Origin of the sequence: Sphingopyxis sp. GW247-27LB (genome assembly GCF_002277025.1) — a bacterium.
In the GTDB taxonomy this organism is placed as follows: Bacteria; Pseudomonadota; Alphaproteobacteria; order Sphingomonadales; family Sphingomonadaceae; genus Sphingopyxis.
On record NZ_NIWD01000013.1, the window covers coordinates 37,536 to 55,920 of the forward strand.

Here is an 18,385-nt window from a genome sequence, read left to right on the forward strand (position 1 = left end):
TCATGCACGCTTGCGCGCCGGCGCCTTCTTGGCCGGAGCCTTCTTTGCCGGTGCTTTCCTGCGGGCTTCGGCGGGCGCCCGCTTCCTGCCCTCGACCGAGGCCTTGAGGGCCGCCATCAGGTCGATGACGTTCGACCCGCGATCGATGCCCGCGGGTTCCTCGACATCCTCCAGCACCTTCTTGCCCTTCGCCTTCGCCTTCTTGGCGATCACGCGCTTCAGCGCGTCGACATAGTGATTGTGATAGTCCGACGCGTCGAACTTGCCGCTTTTCTTGTCGATCAGCGTTTCGGCGAGGTCGAGGAGGTCGGGGTCGGGCTTCGCATTGCCGACGTCGCGGAAATAATTGGCGGCCTTGTTCACCTCGTCGGCGTAGCGCAGCACCTCGAGCACGAGGCCCTTGCCGCAGGGACGCAGTCCCACGAGCTGTTCCTGCCCGCGCACCGAAAGCTGGCCGAGCCCGACCTTCTTTGAGCGTCGCAGCGCCTCGCGCAGCACGATATAGGCCTCTTCGGCGAGTTCGTCGGCGGGGACGACATAATAGGGCTTGGCATAATAGAGGATGTCGATGTCGCCCGCGTCGACGAACTGGACGAGTTCGAGCGTCCGCTTGCTCTCGAGCTTGACCGCCTCGATCTCCTCGTCCTCGAGCAGGACATATTGGCCCTTCGACGTCTCATAGCCCTTGATGATGTCGTCGGTGTCGATCGCGCCGATGCCCGGCACGATCTTTTCATAGCGGATCGGCTTGCCGCTCGGCTCATGGATCTGGCGGAAGCTGATGCTCGCGCCCGATCTGGTCGCGGGATAGATTTCGACGGGGATCGACACCAGCGCGAGCCGGATTTGCCCCTTCCAATAGGCGCGGGCGGCCATCGAGAGTCCTTTCGCTGCTCCCCCACCAAATGATCGGCAGGGCCCGCGGGTTCCGCGGCGCTCGCCCGCGCGGGTTTTACCCTCTTTTCATGCTCGCCGATTAAAGCGAAGATGGGGCCGTTCGCATCGAGGGAAACCTATGCCCTTCGTCCACGAAATGCGCCGCCTGCGCGCCGAGCATGCCGAACTGGCGCGGCTGTCGCGCCAGTTGGCGGATTTGCTCGAGGCGTCTGCCGCTCCGCCATCGACCGAGATCGAGCCGATTCGCGCGCAGCTCCGCGACACGCTGACGCGTCATCTGAAGTGCGAGGATTGGGCGCTTTATCCGCGTTTGCGGGCGGCGGGCGAGACCGACGCGGCGCGGCTCGCGCGCGACTTCGCCGATGCGATGGGCCATGTCGCCGACGATTATGACGCCTATGACCGGCGCTGGCCGCCCGCGCGCGTCGCGGCCGAATGGCCGGCATTCCGGGCTGAAAGCCGGGCGATGCTGGCCGCCCTCGACGAACGGATGGAGCGCGAGAACCGCGAGCTTTATCCGCTCGTCGACCGGCTGGCCGAGCAGGGTCTTCAACCGTCGAGATGAAAGGCGGGTTCGCGCGCGGGTGCCTGCCGCGGCGCGCGGGGCCCCTTGATTTGCGCGTCCCGCTCGCCTAGCCGCGCCGCAGAGCCTGGAGATTTTCAAATGACCGATACCCCGCCCGATCACCTGTCGACCAACCCGCGGTCGCCCCATTTCGACATGGAGGTGCTCCAGCGCGGCATCGGCATCCGCTTCAAGGGCAAGGAACGCACCGACGTCGAGGAATATTCGATCTCGGAAGGCTGGATTCGCGTCGCCGCGGGCAAATCGAAGGACCGCTTCGGCCAGCCGATGACGATCAAGCTGTCGGGCGAGGTCGAAGCCTGGTTCGAGGATGCGACTGCGGATAGCGGCGACGAAGGTGGCGAAGCCTAATTAAATCGTCATTGCTTCGCTTCGCCCGCAATGACGGGAGGATGTGGAGCTCAGTTGCCCAGCGACGCCGCGACCAGTTCGAGGCCGTTGCCCGGCTTCCAGTCGTTCTTGGCCCACACCGGCGCGTCGAAGCCGCTGCGCGGATTATCGCCCGCGTCGCCGTTCGGATAGATGAAGCCCTGCACCGGATTGACGCGCAGACCGAGATCGCCGATCGGCGCGTACCAGACGCGCACCGCGCTCCAGTCGCCGGCGTCGCTGACGTCGACGACGCGGACGTTGCGCTCGATCTGGCCGCGGCGGCCGTTGATCGGCGACCAGTTGGCGTGGCTGATCAGGATTTCGCGGTCGCTCACGACCTTCTCGACCACCGCGACATGGCCGAGCGGCATGCTGCGCGTGCCGGCGAACGCCATGACCGCGCCCTTGCGGGGTTCCTGGCCGCGGTCGTAGTCGCCCGCCGCCTGCGCCCACCAGGTCTTCGCATTGCCGTGAATTTCGACGCCCGATTCGGCGCGGGCGAAGGGGACGCACTGAAGCGCGGCGGCCGGGGTGCTGATCAGACCGGCGAGCATCAGCACGGACGCGACGGCGGCACCCAGAAAGCGGCGAACAGGCATGAGATGCGACCCCCCATTGGCTTGTCTTCAAGCGTGGAGGCTGTGTGCGCGAAGCCGGCGAAGGCCACCAGCGTCGCGCGACGAAATGCGGGATCGCTGCGGTGGGCTGCGGAACCTTTTGGTAAGTATTTCAATTCGTCGCGCGGGCCTATCGGTTCGCCGCCGCGGAGCGGCGTCAGGCCGCGGCGCTGGGTAGCGATTCGGGCGCGCGGAACAGCGTGAGGACGTCGCTCGCGGGCATCGGGCGGCCGAAATAATAGCCCTGGATGTTGCTGCAGCCGAGGCTGCGGATCGTCTCGACCTCGCGCTCGGTTTCGGCGCCCTCGGCGGTGGTCGCCATGCCGAGGCTGTCGGCGAGCGCGACGACGGCGCGGATGATCGCGATCGATTCGGTGTGCCCCTTGGCCGCGCCCACCACGAAGGTCCGGTCGACCTTGATCGTCGAGAATTGCGTTTTCCTCAGATAGCCGAGCGACGAATAGCCGGTGCCGAAATCGTCGAGGCTGAGGCGGATGCCGAGCGCGATTAGCTGGTCGAGCAACTGTGCCGCGCCGCCACCGTCGCGCAGGAACACGCTTTCGGTCACCTCGATCTCCAGCCTCTGGGGCGGAAGCCCGCTCTGCGCGAGCGCCGAGACGACGAGCGAGGCGAAATTGGGGTCGGTGAGCTGTTCGGCCGAGACGTTGATCGCGACCTTGAGGTTCGACGGCCAGCGCATCGCCTCGGAGCAGGCGTTGCGCAGCACCCATTCGCCGATCGGCGCGATCAGCCGGCTGTCCTCGGCGAGCGGGATGAAACGGCCCGGCGAGACATTGCCGAGCTTCTGGCTGTTCCAGCGGATCAGCGCCTCGAACCCGTTGAGGGTGCCGTCGTCGGCGGTGACGACGGGCTGGTAGTAAAGCTCGAACTCGCGACGTTCGAGCGCGCCGCGCAGTTCCTGCTCCATCACGCGCCGCTCCTCGGCCTGCGCATGGAGCGAGGCCACGTAAGGCGCGACGACGTTGCCGCCCTTGTCCTTCGACTTGTAGAGCGCGAGGTCGGCGTTGCGGGTCAGCGTTTCGACCGTCGCGCCGTCCTGCGGTCCCATCGCATAGCCGATGCTGGCGCCGACGAAGAGCTGGTGGTTGTCGACGACATAGGGGCGACTCAGCGCCGCGATGATCCGGTGCGCGATCGTCTCGGCCTCGACCGCCGAGGCGACGTCGTGGAGCACCACCGCGAACTCGTCGCCGCCGAGCCGGCCGCAGGTCATCCCGCCGGCCATCAGGCTCTTGAGCCGCGTCGCGACCTGCGCGAGCAGCTGGTCGCCGACCGGGTGGCCGAGCGTGTCGTTCACCGCCTTGAAGCGGTCGAGGTCGATCATCATCAGCGCACAGCGCGCCTTGGCCCCCTGCGCATGCGCGAGCGCGCGGCCGAGATCCTCGTGCAGGCTCAGGCGGTTGGGGAGGCCGGTGAGATTGTCGAAACGCGCCATGCGGGCGATCTGCTCGGCCGAGGCGCGCTGTTCGGTGACGTCGGAGCCGACCCCCCGAAAGCCGAGGAACTTGCCCTGATCGTCGAGCCGCGGCGAGGCCGAAAGCTCCCACCAGCGCCGCTGGCCGTCGATCGTGACGGGGACGATGAGCGTCGAGAAGCTCTCGCGCCGCTTCATCCGCTCGGCCATGTCGTGCAGGCTTTTCGGGAAATCGCCGGTTTCCCAGGCGTCGCCGGCGAGCGCCTGGAGCAGCGGCACGCTTTCGAGCGCATCGGGCGTGGCGCCGAGCGCGAAGGCGAGGCGCGGCGAGACATGAACGAGGCGGCGGCTGTTGTCGGTCTGCCACAGCCAGTCGGCCGAGGTTTCCTCGAACTCGCGCAGCAGCAAGCTGACGGTCTCGGTCTTTTCGTGCAGCGTTTCCTCGGCGCGGCGGAAACGGACGTGATTCTGGGCAAAACGGATGCAGAAGCCGCAGAGCAGCAGCCCGGCGACGAGCGCGATCGCCGCGAGCTGCGGCGCGCCGGCGAGCAAAAGCGCCGCCGCCGCCGACAGGCTGACCGGGACGATGAACAGCGCGCAGGCGAGCGGGAGGCTGTGCGCGACCATCGCGAGGGTCAGCATCATCAGCAGCGCGATCGGCCAGATCGACAACACATGCTCGAGCGTCGGCGACAGGCCCTCGAACCAGAAGGGGACCGACCACAGGAGCGCCGAATAAAAGGCGTGGCGGTGGCACAGCCGGAAGATCGAGGCGCTCGAAAGCGTCGGGTCGCCAAGCGGCAGGACGGCGAAGGAGCGGTAGGACCAGAGGCTGAACAGCAGCGCCGTCGTCAGCCAGCCCCCCGCGATCTCCCACGGCAGGCGGGTGACGAGGGTGAAGGCGGCGACGAGCGCCATGCCGATGCCCATCCACAGCCGCAGCGCCCCCTTGCCGCGAAGCGGCGCGAGCTGAAGCAGACGGAGGTTGCCGATCTCCTCGTGCCGCGACCCCAGCCCCATCAGGGTGCGCGCGGAAACGTCGTCGGCCGGTCTATGGTCGGTCAGCAGGCTTGTCACAAAGCCCGTCATAACGGCGCAGGGTTACCCGATGGTAACCGTGCGCGGCGCCCCGCCGCGCGATTCTGTGTCGCGGCGGGACGGAATTGGGGGATGGGAAATCGTGCGCTGCTCGGGAGGCCGAAGCCGATCTCCTATATCTCGTCACCCTGAACTTGTTTCAGGGTCCATGGTCTGCCCGCGAATGAGACGCGGCGCAGCAGGAGAGACCTGGTCATGGATGCTGAAACAAGTTCAGCATGATGAAGGAAGAGGTCGTGGCTCCGAGCCGCTACGCCGCCATCGCGAAGGGCTGGATTTCGCCCGCCAGATATTGCGCGCGCGCCTTCGAGCGGCTCAGCTTGCCCGAGCTGGTGCGCGGCAGGGTGCGCGGCGGGATCAGCTCGACCAGGCAGTTCATGCCGGTGATCGCGCGGACGCGGTCGCGGATCGTCTCGCGCAGCGCGATGCGCTCCGCCTCGTCGCTGGTGCGGCACTGGACGAGCACCGCGGGGGTCTCCTCGCCGCCGGGTGCGGTGATCGCGAAGGCGGCGATGTCGCCCGACTTGAAGCCGGGAAGCTGCTCGACCGCCCATTCGATGTCCTGCGGCCAGTGGTTCTTGCCGTTGATGATGATCATGTCCTTGGCGCGGCCGACGACATAGATGTAGCCGTCCGACAGATAGCCCATGTCGCCGGTGTCGAGCCAGCCGTCCGCCATGCAGGCGGCGGTCGCCTCGGGGTCGCGGTAATAGCCGGTCATCAGCGACGGGCCGGTGCACCAGACCTTGCCGACCGTCTGGTCGGGGAGGATGTTGCCGGCCTCGTCGCGTACTTCGATCGTCATGTCCTTGACGGCCTTGCCGCAGTTGACGATCGCGCGGTAGCGCGTCGGCCGGCCGGCGTCGCCGGCGCCGCCCGACAATTCGGTTTCCTCGACCAGTTCGACGACGATCCCTTCGCCCGGCGGCATGATGCTGACCGCGAGTGTCGCTTCGGCGAGACCGTAGCTCGGCAGGAAGGCGCTCGCCTTGAAGCCCGCTTCGCCAAAGGCGTCGACGAAGCTCTGCATCACGTCGGGGCGGATCATGTCGGCGCCGTTGCCTGCGACGCGCCAGCGCGACAGGTCGAAACGCTCGGCGACATTGGTCTGGCTGGAGATGCGGCGCGCGCAGATATCGTAGCCGAAGGTCGGCGAATAGCTGAGGGTGGTGCCCTGGTTGCGGCTGATCAGGTCGAGCCAGGCGAGCGGGCGGCGCGCGAAATCCTCGGTCTTGAGATAATCGACCGATACCTGGTTCGCGACCGGCGACAGGAAGCAGCCGACGAGGCCCATGTCATGATACCAGGGCAGCCACGACACGCAGCGGTCGCTGTCCTGAAGGTGCATGCCGTGCGAATGCGCCGACAGATTGTTGAGCAGCGCGCCGTGGGTGACCGCGACCCCGTGCGGGAAGCGGGTCGATCCGCTGCTGTACTGGAGATAGCAGGTTTCGTCGGTCTTCTGCTCGGGAAGCTCGGTGATCGGGGCCGCCCGCTTCTCGAACGCGCTCCAGTCCATCGGTGCGACGCCGCGCTGTTCGGCGGCCTCGGTCGCCATCGCCGCGATCTCGGGCGGGAAGAACAGCATCACGGGGTCGCAGCTGGTGAGCTGGACGGTGAGCTGGCCGACATAGGATTCGCGGCCGCCGAAGCTGGTCGGCAGCGGCAGCGGGACCGGCCAGGCGCCCGCGTAGATGGTGCCGAAGAAGAGTGCGGCGAATTCGGCGCCGGTCTCCGCGATCAGCGCGATGCGGTCGCCGGGTTTCACGCCCGCAGCGACGAGCCGATAGGCGGCGCGCTTCGCATCCTCCTTGAGTTCGCGATAGCTGTAGGCGCGGACGAGCTTGCCACGCGGATCGTGGAAATTGAGCCCGCGGCTGCCCGCGGCGGCATAATCGAGCGCCTCGCCGACGGTGGCGAAGTCCGAAAAGCGGCGCGGCTGCGCGCATTCGGTGGGCGTGGGGACGAGTTCGTCCGGTGCGACGTTGTTTTTTTCGGTCATAGGGGGTGCAAAGTCCCGGGAAGCGGGGTGCGCGGCAACAAGCATGTCATCTTTCGGATCCATGATGGCGCTCGGCGATCCCTTGCAAGTGGAACAAATCGGCCCTTTTCGGACCTTGATGGCCCGATATGGCGGCGCTGGTCGTTCTCAATCGGGCCCGACTGTGGCATAAACATGGCATATGCCCAATCGCCGCGCTCCATCCGACCGCCGGAAAAAGTCGTTGGACGCCGCACGGCTCGACGAGCTGGCGCTCGCCTATGTCGCGCGATTCGCGACGAGCAGGGCCAAGCTGGCACGCTATCTCGCTCGAAAGATACGCGAATCCGACTGGACGGACGAAGCGGACGCCATGACGTCATGCGAAACGGTCGTCGCGAAAATGGAGCGGCTCGGCTTCGTCGACGACCGGCAATATGCGGCGATGCGCGGCGCGGCGATGACGCGGCGCGGGCTCGGCGCGCGGCGGGTGAAGGCGCAGCTGTGGGTCGACGGCATCGGCGAGGCCGACGCGGGCGAGGCGATCGAAAGCGCCGAGGCGGCGGCGTTCGCCGCGGCGCTCGGCTTTGCGCGGCGGCGGCGGGTCGGCCCCTATGCGAGCGGGCCGGCGGCCGACCCCGCGCTGCGCGAGCGCCAGGTCGCGGCCTTCGCGCGCGCGGGCCACGCGCCCGGCCTCGCGCGCCGCATCCTCGCGATCGCGCCGGGTGACGAAGCGGCGCTGGCGGCGCTGGACGAGGGCGCGGCGCTCGACTAGGAAAAGCCCCCGTTCTGGCGAAAGGAAGTGCCGATGCGCGTGATCTTGACCGCTCTTGCCCTGACGATGGCGATGCCCATGTCCGCCTGCGCGAAGGACAGCGACGCGCAATCGGAAAGCGCGGCGACGATCCCGCTGACGATCCAGGAAGGCGGCAAGACGCACAAGTTCAATGTCGAGGTCGCGCGCACCAGCGAGGAGCAGGCGCGCGGGCTGATGTTCCGCACCAGCCTGCCCGCCGACGGCGGCATGATCTTCCCCTTTCCCAAGCCGCGGATCGCGAGCTTCTGGATGAAGAACACGCTGATCCCGCTCGACATGATCTTCATCCGCGCCGACGGCAGCATCGACCGGATCGCCGAGAACACGATTCCCGAATCCCTCGATCCGGTGGTCAGCGGCGGCGACGTCGCGGCGGTGCTCGAACTCGCGGGCGGCACCGCGGCGAAGCTCGGCCTCGACGAGGATGCGACGGTGAGCTGGAAGGATCGTTGAGGCGGGCGCATAAACGTCCGAGCCGCGCCCTTTCGCGCTTGCGAAGCGCACGGCCTTGCCTGTAAACGCCGCAGCCATGAGCATCCTGGGCAAGATTTTCACCTGGTGGGACGGCGCGACCGTCGGCACGTTGTTGAACAGCTGGCGCACCGGCACGCAGGTCGGCGAGGACGGCCTCGGCAATCGCTATTTCCGTTCGCGCGACGGCAAGCGGCGCTGGGTTCTCTACAAGGGGTCGAACGATGCGAGCCGCGTGCCGCCCGAATGGCACGGCTGGCTGCACGGCACCTTCGACGAGCTGCCCGCCGACATACTGCCCGCACCGCGCGCGTGGGAAAAGGATGCGACCGCGAACCTGACCGGCAGTCTAGGCGCCTATCGCCCGGCGGGCGCGCTCGAACGCGGGGGGCGCCGCGCCGCCGCGACCGGCGATTACGAGGCCTGGCGGCCCGGCGCCGAGTGAACGCCGCAATGCCGCGTCCGCTCGTTTCCGCGCTCGTCCTGCTGCTGGCGGTTCCGGCGCTGGCGGGATGCGACCGCGCGGCGGACAAGACGGGCGGAAGCGCCAAGGCGCCCGAGGTCGTGCGCTCCGAAACCGTGCCGCAGGAAGTCGGCGGCATCGAAGGCGCGACCCCGATGGCCGAGCGCGTCGCGGTGCTCGGCCTCCTCAACAAGCGCAACGGGCTGGTCCGCGACCTCGAGATGAAGCCCGGCGAATCGGTGCGCGTCGGCCGCGCGATCGTGCGCCTGCGCGCCTGCGAGCAGACCGCGCCGTGGGAGGATCCGCCCGAAACCGGCGCCTTCGTGCAGCTGACGGTGCAGGATCAGCGCGACGACAAATGGTATCGCGTCTTTTCGGGCTGGATCTTCAAGGAACGGCCCGAGCGCAACATCATCCAGCACCCGATCTTCGACGTCTATGTCAAAAGCTGCGCGATGACATATCCGGGCGGCGAACCCGTCGCGCGGTCGGTGCCGAAGCCGGCCGCGGCCGCGGCGCCCACGGCGTCGAGCGCGCCCCAGTCGCCGGCGACGAACGGCGGCGAGGGCAGCGCGGCGCCCGCCGCGCCTGCTGCGCCCGCGCCAGCCGCCCCCTCGGTGCCCGACAGCACCGAATAGAGCTGCGCGAGATAGTCGGCCTGCGGGATTTCGATCGCGCCGAGGCTCGCGAGATGCGGGGTGATGAACTGGCAATCGAGCAATCGCCAGCCGCCCGCACGCAGCCGTGCGACGAGGTGCGCGAGCGCGACCTTCGACGCGTCGCGCGCCCGGCTGACCATCGATTCGCCGAAGAAGGCGCGCCCGAGCGACACGCCGTAGAGCCCGCCCGCGAGCTCGCCGTCCAGCCAGCATTCGACGCTGTGCGCGTGGCCGAGCCGGAACAATCGCTCGTAACTCGCCTTGATCACAGGATTGATCCAGGTCGTCGGCCGGTCGGGCGCCGCCTCGGCGCAGAGTGCGAGCATCTCCGGAAAGACGGTATCGGTGGTGACACGGAAGCGGTCGGCGACGATCGTCTTCCTGAGACTGCGCGACAGGCGGAAGCCATCGAGCGGCAGGATCGCGCGCAGCCGCGGCTCGACCCAGTGCACCGACGGGTCGTCGGCCCCGTCGGCCATCGGGAACAGCCCCTGCGCATAGGCGCTGAGCAGCAGCGCGGGGTCGATGGTTTCAATATGCCGCGTCAGGACACAGGCTTCACGAATTTCAGCGTCATGCGATCCGATTCGCCGATCGCCAGATATTTTTCGCGGCCCTCGTCCTTCTGGCTCAGCGTCGGGGGCAGCGTCCAGACGCCGCCCGGATAGTCGTGCGTGTCCTTCGGGTTGGCGTTGACCTCGCTCTCGCCCGCGAGCTTGAACCCCGCGGCCTCGGCGAAGCCGACGATCGACGAGCGCTTCATATAACCGCTTTTCTCCTCGAGCGCCGAATCCATCGCCTCGGGCAGGCGATGGTCGACGACGCCGAGAATCCCGCCGGGTTTGAGCATCGCATAGATCTGCCGGAACGCCTCGGCGGTATTGTCGCTGCCATCAAAGCGCCAATTGTGAACATTGCGAAAGGTCAGCACGACGTCGGCGCTGCCGTCGGGCACCTTCGTGCCGTCCTCGTGCGGGAATTCGGCAAGCTTGACCGCGCCATAGACGTCGGGTTTGCCCGCCTGCCAGCCCTCGATCGTCTTGAGCCGGCCTGCGGGGGCCGCAGCGTAGAGGGTGCCGCCGCCGGTCCTGGTCAGCGGGGCGAGGATTTCGGTGTACCAGCCGCCGCCGGGCCATAGCTCGACCACCGTGCCGCCGGGCTTCACACCGAAGAAGGCGAGCGTTTCGGCAGGGTGGCGATAGCGGTCGCGCGCAGTGTTGGCGGGGGTGCGGCTCGGCGCGGCGACGGCGGCGGTGATCGCGTCTTCGCCCTTGTCCGCATTTTCCTGCGCGGTGGCCTTGCCCGACGGCGCGCTGCACGCGGCGCAGGCGGCAATCAGAAGGGCACTTGCAACGGAAGGAAAATGACGCATATCGGCACCTCTCGGCTGGGGAGGACCGGTCGCGCCGGCCCGGGTGGGCGGCGGCCATAGTGCGAAGGGAGCCCGATCAATGCAAGTGTCCATGCTGTCGGTCAGCATCGGCGCCGCCGCGCTGTTCGGGATCGCCGAGGCCGCCGACTGGCGCCGCCGCCACCGCCGCGACGTCGACAATGTCGGCTTCATGCCGTGGCGCGGAATCGCGCTCGCCTCGGTTGCGGTCGCGCTGCTGAGCGCGGCGGTTTGGCTGCATGGCGGAGCGGGGACCTGATCGCGCGGCTCCGCACGGGGGAATCGCTCGGCGACCGCGTGATGAAGGTCGATCATGCGGGCGAGCATGGAGCGGTCTGCATCTATCGTGCACAGCGCTTCTTTGCACCTTGGCGAGCGCCCGGCTTGGTTGCGGAACTCGATGGATTTTTGGCGCATGAGCAAGATCATCGCGCACGTTTTTTCGCCGAGCTGGGCCGCCGGGGTCGCGGCCGCTGCAGCAGCTATCATCTGTGCGGCGGGGGCGGCTTCCTGTTGGGAGTCGTGACCGGCCTGGCGGGCGCCAAAGCGGTAGCGGCGACCACGGTCGCAATCGAACGGGTCGTGCTACGCCACATGCTTCAACAGATCGAGGCGCTGAAGGACAGCGATGCGGCGGCAACCGCGATATTGCGCGAGATCATCGTGGAGGAACAGCAGCATCACGACGAATCCGTCGAGCGGCTCGGGGGCAGCCACTGGTCGCGGTTCATCGACCCGATCGTGGCCGCTTCGACCGAAGCGGTGATCTGGCTTGGGATGCGGCTCTAGGATTTAGAGGCACGCCTCGAGGAACGGCTGGTCGAAGCCGAACTGGCGCGCCTTTTCGAGCGTGTAGGGGCGCAGGCCCATCGAACGGTATTCGCCGACGATCTTTCCGTCCTTGTCCTCGTCCATATATTCGAACTTGAACAATTCCTGGGTGACGATGACGTCGCCTTCCATGCCGATCACCTCGGTGACGTTGGTGACGCGGCGCGAACCGTCGCGCAGGCGCTTGATCTGGACGATCAGGTCGACCGAATCGGCGATCTGCTTCGAGATCGCTTCCTTCGGGATCTTGATGTCGCCCATCAGCACCATATTCTCCATACGGCCGAGGCATTCGCGCGGGCTGTTGCTGTGCAGCGTGCACATCGAGCCGTCGTGGCCGGTGTTCATGGCAGCGAGCAGGTCGAAGCATTCGGCGCCGCGGACCTCGCCCATGATGATACGGTCGGGACGCATGCGCAGCGCGTTCTTGACGAGGTCGCCCATGTGGATCGCGCCATTGCCCTCGAGGTTCGCGGGGCGCGTTTCGAGCGGCAGCCAGTGCGGCTGCTGCAACCGAAGCTCGGCGGCGTCCTCGATGGTCAGCACGCGCTCGCCGGGGTCGATCATCTTGGAGAGCGCGTTGAGCATCGTCGTCTTGCCCGAACCGGTACCGCCCGAGATGACGATGTTGAAGCGGCTGGCGCCCGCGATCTTGAGCGCGGTGCACATTTTCTGGTTCATCGCGCCCCATTGGCAGAGCATGTCGAGCGTGATCGGCTTGGCCGAGAATTTACGAATCGAGATCGCGGTGCCGCGAAGCGAGAGCGGCGGCACGATCACGTTGACGCGGCTGCCGTCCTTGAGGCGCGCGTCGGCGAGCGGCGTCGTCTGGTCGACGCGGCGGCCGACGAGGTTGCAGATGCGCTGCGCGATCTGGAAGAGATGCTGTTCGTCGCGGAACTGGATCGGCGCGATGACGAGCTGGCCCTTGCGCTCGACATAAGTCTGGTAGGGGCCGTTGACCATGATGTCGCTGATGTCGGGGTCGGACAAAAGCTCTTCGAGCGGGCCGAAGCCCAAGAGCTCGTCGACCAGCACCTTTTCGAGCGCGAACTGCTCGCGGCGGTTGAGCGTGATGCGAAGCTCCGCGAGCACTTCGAGAATGATCGGGCGGAATTCCTCGGTCAGCTCGTCCTTGCTCAGCGTCGCCGCCGCCTCGGGGTCCACGCGTTCGAGCAGGCGCGGGAGCACCTGTTCCTTGATCTTGTGAACCGAGGCTTCGAAGCCCTGGAGCTTCTCGGGCTCCATCGCCTCGGCGCTCGACCGCTGGTTCAGCCGGTCCATCGCCTCGAGTTCGGGGGCGAGGGCGCCCGGCGCGGGCTCGGGAATCGGCGCCGTGTCGAGCGCGGGGAACTGCCCGCCGCCGGCGGCGCCCCCCTGCATCGGCTTGGCCACGCCAAAGGCGGGGCGGCCCGCGGTTCCCGGTCGGCGTCCGAATGCACTCATCGTTTCACCCTGCTTCGCTTCGGTCCTCGTGCGGGGATTGCCGCGGCTTTCGCGAGAAAACCCCCGTCGAGCACGGTGAATAAGGGGGAAACTTTGATATTCTCCTAATGCCGCGGCGGGATGTCCCGCGCGGAGGAGGGGAATGACGATGCGAATCATGATCTTGGGGCTGGCGGCCCTGCTCGCGGCGTCGCCGCTCGCGGCCGCCGATTCGCCCGAACTGCCCGGCTGGATGGAGGGGGCGTGGGAGCAGACGGCCTCCGAAGGGCGCTGGGCCGACGAATATTGGACCCCGCCGCGCGGCGGCATCATGGTCGGCGCGGCGCGAATCGGGAAGGGCGACGCCCTTGGCGTGTTCGAGCATACGCGGATCGTGCGAAAGCCCGACGGAACGCTCGCCTTCGTCGCGCAGCCGTTCGGGGGTCCGGCGGCCGAATTTCCGATGGCGGCGGCGGGGGAGCGGATGATCGAGTTCGCCAACCCGGCGCATGATTATCCGCAGCGCATCCGCTATTGGCGCGAGGGAAACCGGCTGAAGGCGCGCATCTCGCTGATGGACGGCAGCAAGGCCGAGGATTGGGATTACGGCCGGATGGGCAGCGGGGGATAGGGGCGTCAGGCCACAATGAATGCGGGCCGAGAGAACGTCCGTTCATGACCGATAACGGCCGTCGCCCCCGCGAAGGCGGGGGCCGCCGTCGTCTTACGCAGCGGCGCAGGAATAAGCCTCCAGCGGCCCCCGCCTTCGCGGGGGCGACGAGTTATGCAACGTCCGCTACCCACCCCAAAGCCCGCATTCCCACCCGGCAGGACAGGCAAAGAAAAGGGCCCCGAAGGGCCCCTTTGATCCGGCGATGACCGCGCGCGCGTCAGCCCGCGATATGTTCGGCGAGGACGGTCAGGCCCGCCTCGTTCACTTCGGCGAAGCCGCCTTCGACTTCGATCGTCTCGGGCGCCGCGCCGGCGCTCGCGTAGATGGTCAGCGGGCCGTTGCGCAGCGTCGCCATGAAGGGCGCGTGGCCTTCGAGCACCGAGAAGTCGCCCTCGCTGCCCGGCACGGTGACCATATAGACGTCGCTCGACCGCTCGAGGCGGGCGGGGGTGACGAGTTCGAACTTCAGGGCCATGATCTTCATCCTAAAGCCCTCTCCCCCTGGGGGGAGAGGGTTGGGAGAGGGGAATGGTGCTTCGTTCGAGCCCCTCTCCAACGCCGGCTAGGCAACCAGTTGCCAAGCCTTCGTATCCTCTCCCCTGAAGGGGAGAGGGCTTCTATTACGCCTCTTCGGCCAGCTTCGCGGCCTTGGCGACGGCTTCGTCGATGCCGCCGACCATGTAGAAGGCGGCTTCGGGGAGGTGGTCATACTCGCCGTCGACCACCGCCTTGAACGACTTCACCGTGTCTTCGATCGCGACGAACTTGCCGGGGATGCCGGTGAAGACTTCGGCGACGTGGAAGGGCTGCGACAGGAAGCGCTGGATCTTGCGCGCGCGGGCGACGGTGAGCTTATCCTCTTCCGAAAGCTCGTCCATGCCGAGAATCGCGATGATATCCTGCAGCGACTTGTACTTCTGCAGCGTTTCCTGAACGCGGCGGGCGGTCTCGTAATGCTCCTGGCCGACGGTCGCGGCGGTCAGCACGCGGCTGGTCGAATCGAGCGGATCGACCGCGGGATAGATGCCGAGTTCCGAAATCGCGCGGTTGAGCGTCGTGGTCGCGTCCAAGTGGGCGAAGCTGGTCGCCGGCGCCGGATCGGTCAAGTCGTCCGCGGGGACGTAGATCGCCTGCACCGAGGTGATCGAGCCCTTGTTGGTCGAGGTGATGCGCTCCTGCAGCGCGCCCATGTCGGTCGACAGCGTCGGCTGATAGCCCACCGCCGAGGGAATGCGGCCGAGCAGCGCCGACACTTCGGACCCCGCCTGGGTGAAGCGGAAGATGTTGTCGACGAAGAACAGAACGTCCTGGCCTTCCTCGTCGCGGAAATATTCGGCCATGGTCAGGCCCGAGAGCGCGACGCGGGCGCGGGCGCCCGGGGGCTCGTTCATCTGGCCGAAGACGAGCGCCACCTTCGACCCGTCGGGGGTCGGGTTGCCGTCCTTGTCCTTGGCGATGACGCCGGCGTCGAGGAATTCGTGATAGAGGTCGTTGCCTTCGCGGGTGCGTTCGCCGACGCCCGCGAACACCGAAACGCCGCCGTGGCCCTTGGCGATGTTGTTGATCAGTTCCTGGATGAGCACGGTCTTGCCGACGCCCGCGCCGCCGAACAGGCCGATCTTGCCGCCCTTCGCATAGGGGGCGATCAGGTCGATGACCTTGATGCCGGTGACGAGGATCGCGGCTTCGGTCGACTGGTCGACGAATTCGGGGGCCTTGGCGTGGATCGGGGCGACGGTCGCGGCGTTCACCGGGCCGCGCTCGTCGATCGGGTCGCCGATGACGTTGAGGATGCGGCCGAGCGTCTGCGGGCCGACGGGGACCGAGATCTGCGCGCCGGTGTCGGTCACCGGCTGGCCGCGGGTCAGGCCGTCGGTCGCGTCCATCGCGATCGTGCGAACCGTGTTCTCGCCGAGGTGCTGCGCGACTTCGAGGACGAGGCGGTTGCCGTTGTTGTCGGTTTCGAGCGCGTTCAGAATCGCGGGCAGCGTGCCGGTGAACTGGACGTCGACGACGGCGCCGATGACCTGCGCGACGCGGCCCGTCGCGGTGGCGCCCGACTTTACATTGGGCGTCGCAGCCTTCTTGGGGGCAGCGGCCTTCTTCGGCGCAGCAGCCTTGGGCGCGGCGGCCTTTTTGGCGGGAGCCTTCTTTTCAGCGGGAGCGGTTGCCATGGTCTTCTTCCTTGGGTTGATCGATTACAGCGCTTCGGCGCCGGCAATGATTTCGATGAGTTCGGTGGTGATCGCCGCCTGACGCGTGCGGTTGTAAACGATGGTCAGCTTGTTGATCAGGTCGCCCGCGTTGCGCGTCGCATTGTCCATCGCGGTCATCGACGCGCCCTGTTCGGACGCGGCGTTTTCGAGGAGACCCTTGAAGATCTGGATGGTGACGTTGCGCGGGAGCAGGTCGGCGAGGATCGCTTCCTCGTCGGGCTCATATTCGACCGCGGCGCCGCTCGATGCCGGAATGTCGGCGGGCGGCGGGACCGGGATCATCTGCTGCCCGGTCGCTTCCTGAAGCAGCGCCGAGCGGAACTTCGAATAGAAGAGGTGCGCGACGTCGAAGGCGCCGGCTTCGTAAAGCTCCATCACCTTCGTCGAAATCTCGTGCGCCTGTTCGAAGCCGATGTCGCGGATGCCGGTGGTTTCGTAATGTTCGATGATCTGGCCGGGGAACAGGCGGGCGATCACCGGGCGGCCCTTGCGGCCGATCAGATAGAAGAGGACCTTCTTGCCCTGCGCCTGCAGCTCGTTCGCCTTGTCGCGCGCGGCCTTGACGATGTTCGAGTTGAACGCGCCGGCGAGGCCGCGGTCGCTGTTGAGCACGACGAGCAGGTGCGTGTCGCTCTTGCCGGTGCCCGAAAGCAGCTTCGGCGCCGAATCCGATACGCCGACCTTCGATGCGAGGCTGGCGACGACGCCTTCGAGGCGCTCGGCATAGGGGCGCGCGGCCTCTGCCGCGGCCTGCGCCTTGCGCAGCTTCGCCGCAGCGACCATCTTCTTGGCCTTGGTGATCTTCTGGGTCGATTTGACCGAGACGATCCGCCCTTTGAGTTCCTTAAGCGATGCCATTACGGCCCCTCTTGTTCGTCAGCCCGGCGCGAAGGCCGGGCTCACGGTAACTTGGCTTACGCGAAAATCTTGCCGAAGGCGTCGAGCGCCGCGACGAGACCCTTCTTGGCGTCGTCGCCAAGATCCTTGGTGTCGCGGATCGTCTTCAGCACGTCGGCATGATCGCTGCGCAGATAGGCGAGCATCGCCTGTTCGTAGCGCGACACGTCGGCGGTGCCGACATTGTCGAGATAGCCGTTGGTGCCGGCGAAGATCGATGCGGTCTGTTCCTCGAACGGCATCGGCTGGAACTGCGGCTGCTTCAGGAGCTGGGTCAGGCGCGCGCCGCGGTTGAGCAGCTTTTGCGTCGAGGCGTCGAGGTCCGAACCGAACTGCGCGAAGGCCTCCATCTCGCGATACTGCGCGAGCTCGAGCTTGATCGAGCCCGACACCTTCTTCATCGCCTTGGTCTGCGCGGCCGAGCCGACGCGGCTGACCGACAGGCCGACGTTGATCGCCGGGCGGATACCCGCGTTGAACAGGTTGGTTTCGAGGAAGATCTGGCCGTCGGTGATCGAAATCACGTTGGTCGGAATATAGGCCGACACGTCGCCCGCCTGGGTTTCGATGATCGGCAGCGCGGTGAGCGAACCCGCGCCATTGTCGCTGTTCATCTTCGCGGCGCGTTCGAGCAGGCGGCTGTGGAGATAGAAGACGTCGCCGGGATAGGCTTCGCGGCCCGGCGGGCGGCGCAGCAGCAGCGACATCTGGCGATAGGCGACGGCCTGCTTCGACAGATCGTCATAGACGATGACGGCGTGCATGCCGTTGTCGCGGAAGAATTCGCCCATCGTCACGCCGGTGTAGGGCGCGAGATACTGAAGCGGCGCGGGCTCCGACGCGGTCGCGGCGACGACGATCGAATATTCCATCGCGCCATTTTCTTCGAGCTGGCGGACGATCTGCGCGACGGTCGAGCGCTTCTGGCCGACGGCGACGTAGATGCAATAGAGCTTCTTCGATTCGTCGGTGCCCTTGTTCGCTTCCTTCTGGTTGATGAAGGTGTCGATCGCGACCGCGGTCTTGCCGGTCTGGCGGTCGCCGATGATCAGCTCGCGCTGGCCGCGGCCGACGGGGACGAGCGCGTCGAGCGCCTTGAGGCCGGTCTGGACGGGCTCGTGGACCGAGGTGCGCGGGATGATGCCCGGCGCCTTCACTTCGACGCGCATGCGCTTGTCGGCCTTGATCGGGCCCTTGCCGTCGATCGGGTTGCCGAGGCCATCGACGACGCGGCCGAGCAGGCCCTTGCCGACGGGGACGTCGACGATCGTGCCGGTGCGCTTGACGGTGTCGCCTTCCTTGATCTCCGAGTCCGACCCGAAGATCACGATGCCGACGTTGTCGGCTTCGAGGTTGAGCGCCATGCCCTTCACGCCGTTGGCGAATTCGACCATTTCACCGGCCTGGACATTGTCGAGGCCGTGGACGCGGGCGATGCCGTCGCCGACCGACAGCACAGTGCCGATCTCGCTGACCGTGGCGTCGGTTCCGAAATTGGCGATCTGGTCCTTGATGACCTTGCTGATTTCAGCGGCGCGGATTTCCATTATTCAGCCT

Annotated in this window: 19 protein-coding genes and 1 pseudogene; 9 read left to right on the forward strand and 11 right to left on the reverse strand. The window is 67.0% G+C overall.

Annotated features, from left to right (window positions below; translation table 11 throughout):
• Nucleotides 1–876, reverse strand: a complete 876-nt coding sequence (locus tag CD928_RS17185) for a Ku protein (RefSeq protein WP_095388324.1) — start codon at nt 874–876, stop codon at nt 1–3.
• Nucleotides 877–1,015: 139 nt separating this feature from the next.
• On the opposite strand from CD928_RS17185, the gene CD928_RS17190 reads away from it, so the two are divergent.
• Together CD928_RS17190 and CD928_RS17195 are read left to right on the forward strand one after the other, a co-directional pair.
• A complete protein-coding gene (locus CD928_RS17190) occupies nt 1,016–1,462 on the forward strand; it encodes a hemerythrin domain-containing protein (protein ID WP_095388325.1) in 447 nt (148 codons plus the stop codon).
• A gap of 99 nt (nt 1,463–1,561) precedes the next feature.
• Nucleotides 1,562–1,834 (forward strand): DUF3297 family protein, encoded by a 273-nt coding sequence (locus tag CD928_RS17195; protein WP_095388326.1) that lies wholly within the window; start codon nt 1,562–1,564, stop codon nt 1,832–1,834.
• A 50-nt stretch (nt 1,835–1,884) separates the two neighbouring features.
• Here CD928_RS17195 and CD928_RS17200 read toward each other — a convergent pair whose 3' ends face one another.
• From CD928_RS17200 to CD928_RS17210, 3 genes are all read right to left on the reverse strand, one after another.
• Nucleotides 1,885–2,454: a CHAP domain-containing protein gene (locus CD928_RS17200; protein WP_095388327.1), complete on the reverse strand. Its 570-nt coding sequence runs from the start codon at nt 2,452–2,454 to the stop codon at nt 1,885–1,887.
• A gap of 175 nt (nt 2,455–2,629) precedes the next feature.
• The gene (locus tag CD928_RS17205; protein ID WP_095388663.1) at nt 2,630–4,984 is read right to left on the reverse strand and encodes a bifunctional diguanylate cyclase/phosphodiesterase; all 2,355 of its coding nucleotides are present in this window, start codon (nt 4,982–4,984) and stop codon (nt 2,630–2,632) included.
• A 271-nt stretch (nt 4,985–5,255) separates the two neighbouring features.
• Nucleotides 5,256–7,007 (reverse strand): fatty acyl-AMP ligase, encoded by a 1,752-nt coding sequence (locus tag CD928_RS17210; RefSeq protein ID WP_095388328.1) that lies wholly within the window; start codon nt 7,005–7,007, stop codon nt 5,256–5,258.
• A gap of 223 nt (nt 7,008–7,230) precedes the next feature.
• Here CD928_RS17210 and CD928_RS17215 point away from each other — a divergent pair, with 223 nt between their 5' ends.
• The 4 genes and pseudogenes from CD928_RS17215 to CD928_RS23880 all read left to right on the forward strand — a co-directional run.
• The gene (locus CD928_RS17215; RefSeq protein WP_255247226.1) at nt 7,231–7,761 is read left to right on the forward strand and encodes a RecX family transcriptional regulator; all 531 of its coding nucleotides are present in this window, start codon (nt 7,231–7,233) and stop codon (nt 7,759–7,761) included.
• A gap of 33 nt (nt 7,762–7,794) precedes the next feature.
• Complete coding sequence (locus CD928_RS17220) at nt 7,795–8,256, forward strand: DUF192 domain-containing protein (RefSeq protein ID WP_095388330.1); 462 nt, start codon at nt 7,795–7,797, stop codon at nt 8,254–8,256.
• A 76-nt stretch (nt 8,257–8,332) separates the two neighbouring features.
• A complete protein-coding gene (locus tag CD928_RS17225; RefSeq protein WP_095388331.1) occupies nt 8,333–8,719 on the forward strand; it encodes an NADH:ubiquinone oxidoreductase subunit NDUFA12 in 387 nt (128 codons plus the stop codon).
• A gap of 239 nt (nt 8,720–8,958) precedes the next feature.
• Nucleotides 8,959–9,129 (forward strand): annotated as a pseudogene (locus tag CD928_RS23880) (DUF2155 domain-containing protein); the annotation flags it as partial.
• A 44-nt stretch (nt 9,130–9,173) separates the two neighbouring features.
• On the opposite strand, the gene aat reads toward CD928_RS23880, so the two are convergent.
• A complete protein-coding gene (gene aat / locus CD928_RS17235; protein WP_095388332.1) occupies nt 9,174–9,932 on the reverse strand; it encodes a leucyl/phenylalanyl-tRNA--protein transferase in 759 nt (252 codons plus the stop codon).
• An 8-nt stretch (nt 9,933–9,940) separates the two neighbouring features.
• Nucleotides 9,941–10,768 carry a class I SAM-dependent methyltransferase gene (locus CD928_RS17240; protein WP_095388333.1) on the reverse strand — a complete coding sequence of 276 codons (828 nt, stop codon included), beginning with the start codon at nt 10,766–10,768 and terminating at the stop codon, nt 9,941–9,943.
• A 79-nt stretch (nt 10,769–10,847) separates the two neighbouring features.
• Between CD928_RS17240 and CD928_RS17245 the strand changes: the two genes are divergently transcribed.
• Both CD928_RS17245 and CD928_RS17250 read left to right on the forward strand, forming a co-directional pair.
• Nucleotides 10,848–11,045: a hypothetical protein gene (locus CD928_RS17245; protein ID WP_141237188.1), complete on the forward strand. Its 198-nt coding sequence runs from the start codon at nt 10,848–10,850 to the stop codon at nt 11,043–11,045.
• Nucleotides 11,046–11,086: 41 nt separating this feature from the next.
• Entirely contained in the window at nt 11,087–11,575 is a 489-nt protein-coding gene (locus CD928_RS17250) for a demethoxyubiquinone hydroxylase family protein (protein WP_095388664.1), read from the forward strand.
• A gap of 3 nt (nt 11,576–11,578) precedes the next feature.
• On the opposite strand, the gene CD928_RS17255 is transcribed toward CD928_RS17250, so the two are convergent.
• Nucleotides 11,579–13,063 carry a CpaF family protein gene (locus CD928_RS17255; protein ID WP_095388335.1) on the reverse strand — a complete coding sequence of 495 codons (1,485 nt, stop codon included), beginning with the start codon at nt 13,061–13,063 and terminating at the stop codon, nt 11,579–11,581.
• Between the two features lie 148 nt (nt 13,064–13,211).
• On the opposite strand from CD928_RS17255, the gene CD928_RS17260 reads away from it, so the two are divergent.
• Nucleotides 13,212–13,673: a DUF6265 family protein gene (locus tag CD928_RS17260; protein WP_255247227.1), complete on the forward strand. Its 462-nt coding sequence runs from the start codon at nt 13,212–13,214 to the stop codon at nt 13,671–13,673.
• 259 nt (nt 13,674–13,932) lie between these two features.
• On the opposite strand, the gene CD928_RS17265 is transcribed toward CD928_RS17260, so the two are convergent.
• The 4 genes from CD928_RS17265 to atpA all read right to left on the reverse strand — a co-directional run bounded on the left by CD928_RS17265 (nt 13,933) and on the right by atpA (nt 18,375).
• Nucleotides 13,933–14,190, reverse strand: coding sequence for an ATP synthase F1 subunit epsilon (locus CD928_RS17265; RefSeq protein ID WP_095388666.1), 258 nt, complete (start codon nt 14,188–14,190; stop codon nt 13,933–13,935).
• 145 nt (nt 14,191–14,335) lie between these two features.
• A complete protein-coding gene (gene atpD, locus CD928_RS17270; RefSeq protein ID WP_095388336.1) occupies nt 14,336–15,889 on the reverse strand; it encodes a F0F1 ATP synthase subunit beta in 1,554 nt (517 codons plus the stop codon).
• Between the two features lie 24 nt (nt 15,890–15,913).
• A complete protein-coding gene (locus CD928_RS17275) occupies nt 15,914–16,789 on the reverse strand; it encodes a F0F1 ATP synthase subunit gamma (RefSeq protein ID WP_095388337.1) in 876 nt (291 codons plus the stop codon).
• A 56-nt stretch (nt 16,790–16,845) separates the two neighbouring features.
• Nucleotides 16,846–18,375, reverse strand: a complete 1,530-nt coding sequence (atpA, locus tag CD928_RS17280) for a F0F1 ATP synthase subunit alpha (protein ID WP_095388338.1) — start codon at nt 18,373–18,375, stop codon at nt 16,846–16,848.
• Nucleotides 18,376–18,385: the final 10 nt, after the last annotated feature.

Excerpts from the sequence above, each read along its gene's own strand:
- CD928_RS17185 (WP_095388324.1), bottom strand. The coding sequence starts at position 876 with ATGGCCGCCCGCGCCTATTGGAAGGGGCAAATCCGGCTCGCGCTGGTG.
- CD928_RS17190 (WP_095388325.1), top strand. The coding sequence starts at position 1,016 with ATGCCCTTCGTCCACGAAATGCGCCGCCTGCGCGCCGAGCATGCCGAA.
- CD928_RS17195 (WP_095388326.1), top strand. The coding sequence starts at position 1,562 with ATGACCGATACCCCGCCCGATCACCTGTCGACCAACCCGCGGTCGCCC.
- CD928_RS17200 (WP_095388327.1), bottom strand. The coding sequence starts at position 2,454 with ATGCCTGTTCGCCGCTTTCTGGGTGCCGCCGTCGCGTCCGTGCTGATG.
- CD928_RS17210 (WP_095388328.1), bottom strand. The coding sequence starts at position 7,007 with ATGACCGAAAAAAACAACGTCGCACCGGACGAACTCGTCCCCACGCCC.
- CD928_RS17220 (WP_095388330.1), top strand. The coding sequence starts at position 7,795 with ATGCGCGTGATCTTGACCGCTCTTGCCCTGACGATGGCGATGCCCATG.
- CD928_RS17225 (WP_095388331.1), top strand. The coding sequence starts at position 8,333 with ATGAGCATCCTGGGCAAGATTTTCACCTGGTGGGACGGCGCGACCGTC.
- CD928_RS17240 (WP_095388333.1), bottom strand. The coding sequence starts at position 10,768 with ATGCGTCATTTTCCTTCCGTTGCAAGTGCCCTTCTGATTGCCGCCTGC.
- CD928_RS17245 (WP_141237188.1), top strand. The coding sequence starts at position 10,848 with ATGCAAGTGTCCATGCTGTCGGTCAGCATCGGCGCCGCCGCGCTGTTC.
- CD928_RS17250 (WP_095388664.1), top strand. The coding sequence starts at position 11,087 with ATGAAGGTCGATCATGCGGGCGAGCATGGAGCGGTCTGCATCTATCGT.
- CD928_RS17255 (WP_095388335.1), bottom strand. The coding sequence starts at position 13,063 with ATGAGTGCATTCGGACGCCGACCGGGAACCGCGGGCCGCCCCGCCTTT.
- CD928_RS17260 (WP_255247227.1), top strand. The coding sequence starts at position 13,212 with ATGCGAATCATGATCTTGGGGCTGGCGGCCCTGCTCGCGGCGTCGCCG.
- CD928_RS17265 (WP_095388666.1), bottom strand. The coding sequence starts at position 14,190 with ATGGCCCTGAAGTTCGAACTCGTCACCCCCGCCCGCCTCGAGCGGTCG.
- atpD (WP_095388336.1), bottom strand. The coding sequence starts at position 15,889 with ATGGCAACCGCTCCCGCTGAAAAGAAGGCTCCCGCCAAAAAGGCCGCC.
- CD928_RS17275 (WP_095388337.1), bottom strand. The coding sequence starts at position 16,789 with ATGGCATCGCTTAAGGAACTCAAAGGGCGGATCGTCTCGGTCAAATCG.
- atpA (WP_095388338.1), bottom strand. The coding sequence starts at position 18,375 with ATGGAAATCCGCGCCGCTGAAATCAGCAAGGTCATCAAGGACCAGATC.